Source organism: Psychrobacter sp. BI730 (genome assembly GCF_013414195.1).
Classification (GTDB): Bacteria; Pseudomonadota; Gammaproteobacteria; order Pseudomonadales; family Moraxellaceae; genus Psychrobacter.
Window position 1 is genome coordinate 1 of sequence record NZ_JAATTV010000033.1, and the last position, 2,942, is coordinate 2,942.

The window sequence follows — 2,942 nt, forward strand, 5'->3', positions numbered from 1 at the left end:
ATTTGTTTCAACAAGTTAACTGGGTTATTAATGTGTAATTACACACTAGCTACTTCCAGCTCGTCTTGATGAGGTGCGTATTATAGACGGTTTAAATTTTGTGTCAACCCGTTTTATTAATGTTTTTAATCTTATTTTAGTAGATGAATAAATCTGTATTTTTTTCAATGGGTTATCGTTTGATTAATTTCAATAGGTTTAAAGACTGACTATAGATGTGCTATTTACTATAATTCATAACATCAAAGACGTTTAGATTTACTAGATAAATACCTTTTATTATCTTTGAACTTTATCTTCGATTAGTGCAACCATTTCTCTATTTCCATTTTATAACTTACCCATTTTTTCAAAAAACGCTTTATACGCAGCGACTTTCTTATCCAACGATAGTGGATAAGCACGTGAGGTTGACGGCAATCTGTATAAGGTTAGATTATTCACATCAGCTTTCTGGTCGTCTGTACTCTGCCATTGATAAGGATAATCCATACTTTGATTGGTTTTTGGATGCTTTGATTTGGCAATTGGCTCGTCTAATAACCCAAGCAGTACTTCGGTCGCCTTGCCTCCTGTCGTAAACAATGACTTTACCTTCGGCACTTGCGGCAAGATAACCTCTAAATCAACAGGTGTGACTACTGTTAGATTTTTATCCGAAGCATTACCCGTCTCACGGATCGCCTGCTTTACTGTCGGACAAGACGCAATGCCACGTTCAAACATAAAATCTCGAATGCGCTCAGGGTCAAAGCGTTTTTCATCGCCTATTCTAAAGTAGTCAGCATCGGTAAAAAACACTCGACCATATATTCGCCACATATCATTATAAAAATTAGGATAATGAAAGCTCATCGCCCATTTATCAGCCGTCGGTGGAAAAGTACCCATCATCATAACCGTGGCATTGGGCGGTAAGACAGGTTCAAAAGGATGGGTTTCAAGCTCTGTGGCTTTGTCATCAGGTGATTTTGATTCAGTACCAGTGGTTTTTTGAGTGCTTGGTGTTTTTATAGTCATGATATTCTTCGTCAGAAAAGCGGTTTTTTTGGTATCATAGCAAGTCTAAACACTACCTCACTTATAGTCACGTTATATAGTCAAAATTAGTCGGTTCAATCAGTTGACTTAAGATAGCGCGATATCATTTTACTTAGTCTGAATTGCTTAGGCTTTGATGGCAGCTGTGAACGCAAATATTGTCATTGTGATAAACCAGCACTGTCGTAAAGTAGTTAATTGGCTTGATTGTGAAGGATTCAACTTTACTATTTATGAGCTAAGAATATGGTTAAAGTGCGGTAAGTGTTTGTATCTTTTATACTAATAGCAACCGCAGTAACTGCGCAAGCATCAGACAAGAAACCAAGAGAGTACTTATGAGTGACTTAAACAGCGATTTAAAAATTACGGTAATCGATCATCCACTAGTCCGTCATAAACTCAGCCTTATGCGCGAAAAAGACTGTAGTACTTATAAATTTCGTACATTGACCAAAGAGCTTGCGCGCTTGATGGCTTATGAAGCAAGCCGTGATTTTGAAATCGAAACTTTCCCAATGGAAGGCTGGTGTGGCGAAATTACTGGTGAGCAAATCATCGGTAAGACGGCGACGATCGTACCGATTTTACGCGCAGGTATTGGCATGCTTGATGGGGTGCTCGATTTGATCCCTACTGCTAAGATTTCTGTGGTCGGTCTACAACGTGATGAAGAAACGTTACAGCCAGTACCGTTCTTTGAAAAGTTCGTCAGCCACATGGACAAACGTCCTGCGCTGATTATTGACCCAATGCTAGCCACAGGTGGCTCGATGGTAGCGACCATCGAGATGCTCAAGAAAAATGGCTGTACCAATATCAAAGCATTAGTACTCGTGGCTGCTCCTGAAGGCGTACGTTTGGTGAATGAAGCGCACCCTGACGTGACCATTTATACCGCTGCGCTAGACAGTCATTTGGATGAACATGGTTATATCATTCCAGGTTTGGGTGATGCGGGCGACAAGATTTTTGGTAAGCAGTTATCGAATAGATAAGTCTCATTAGGGTAAATAAAGCCGTCATCAAAATTATGGCAATAGCAGACAACATCAATAATAAGGATAGATCATGAACGTATTGATTACAGGAGCGAGCGCGGGTTTTGGTAAAGCGTTGGCAGAACGTTTGGTTGCTAACGGCCATCGCGTGGTTGGTTGCGCCAGACGCCTTGATAAACTGAATGCTTTGGCAGAAACTTTAGGTGAGGCTTTTTTACCCGTGGTTATGGATGTAAGTGATACAGCTTCTATTCCGCAAATCATTGCTGACTTGCCTGATGATTTTAAACAAATCGATGTCTTGGTCAATAATGCAGGATTGGCACTGGGTACAGAGCCTGCTCACAAGGCCAGTCTAGATGACTGGATGCGTATGACTGATACCAATATTAAAGGCTTAATGGCGTTGACTCATGCGGTCTTGCCAGCGATGGTTGAGCGTGACAGTGGTTATATCATCAATGTCGGTTCAATTGCTGGTAGCTGGCCTTACTTTGGTGGCAATGTTTACGGCGCAACTAAAGCGTTTGTAAAACAGTTCAGCTTAAACTTGCGAGCGGATCTGATTGGTACTCAAGTGCGTGTGACCAATCTTGAACCTGGTAATGTGGCTGGTACTGAGTTTTCAAACGTGCGCTATCACGGTGACAATGACAAAGCTGCCAAAGTTTATGACGGCTTTAAAACCATGACAGGTGAAGATATCGGTGATATTTTGTTATGGCTAATCGAATCACCTGCTCATATTAACGTCAACCGTCTAGAAGTAATGCCAGTCGCCCAGACCTATAATGGGCTAACGATTGCCAAGCAAGATTAATATTAGGGCGTGTTGAACATTGGCGACAAATTAATGGCAAAAAAAATAGCGAACGGTTAATCTTTAAGCTCTCACACAAA

3 protein-coding genes are annotated in these 2,942 nt (G+C 41.0%); 2 read left to right on the forward strand and 1 reads right to left on the reverse strand.

What is annotated here, in order from left to right:
- Positions 1-330: 330 nt before the first annotated feature.
- Positions 331-897: a DNA glycosylase gene (locus tag HCZ91_RS13790; protein ID WP_346342203.1), complete on the reverse strand. Its 567-nt coding sequence runs from the start codon at positions 895-897 to the stop codon at positions 331-333.
- A 482-nt stretch (positions 898-1,379) separates the two neighbouring features.
- Between HCZ91_RS13790 and upp the strand changes: the two genes are divergently transcribed.
- Both upp and HCZ91_RS13800 read left to right on the forward strand, forming a co-directional pair.
- Positions 1,380-2,039, forward strand: a complete 660-nt coding sequence (gene upp / locus HCZ91_RS13795) for a uracil phosphoribosyltransferase (protein ID WP_057761878.1) — start codon at positions 1,380-1,382, stop codon at positions 2,037-2,039.
- A 73-nt stretch (positions 2,040-2,112) separates the two neighbouring features.
- Positions 2,113-2,862 (forward strand): SDR family NAD(P)-dependent oxidoreductase, encoded by a 750-nt coding sequence (locus tag HCZ91_RS13800; RefSeq protein ID WP_179799794.1) that lies wholly within the window; start codon positions 2,113-2,115, stop codon positions 2,860-2,862.
- The last annotated feature ends 80 nt before the right edge of the window (positions 2,863-2,942 follow it).

Coding starts and splice junctions, on each gene's coding strand:
- HCZ91_RS13800 (WP_179799794.1), top strand. CDS start 2,113: ATGAACGTATTGATTACAGGAGCGAGCGCGGGTTTTGGTAAAGCGTTG.
- upp (WP_057761878.1), top strand. CDS start 1,380: ATGAGTGACTTAAACAGCGATTTAAAAATTACGGTAATCGATCATCCA.
- HCZ91_RS13790 (WP_346342203.1), bottom strand. CDS start 897: ATGATGATGGGTACTTTTCCACCGACGGCTGATAAATGGGCGATGAGC.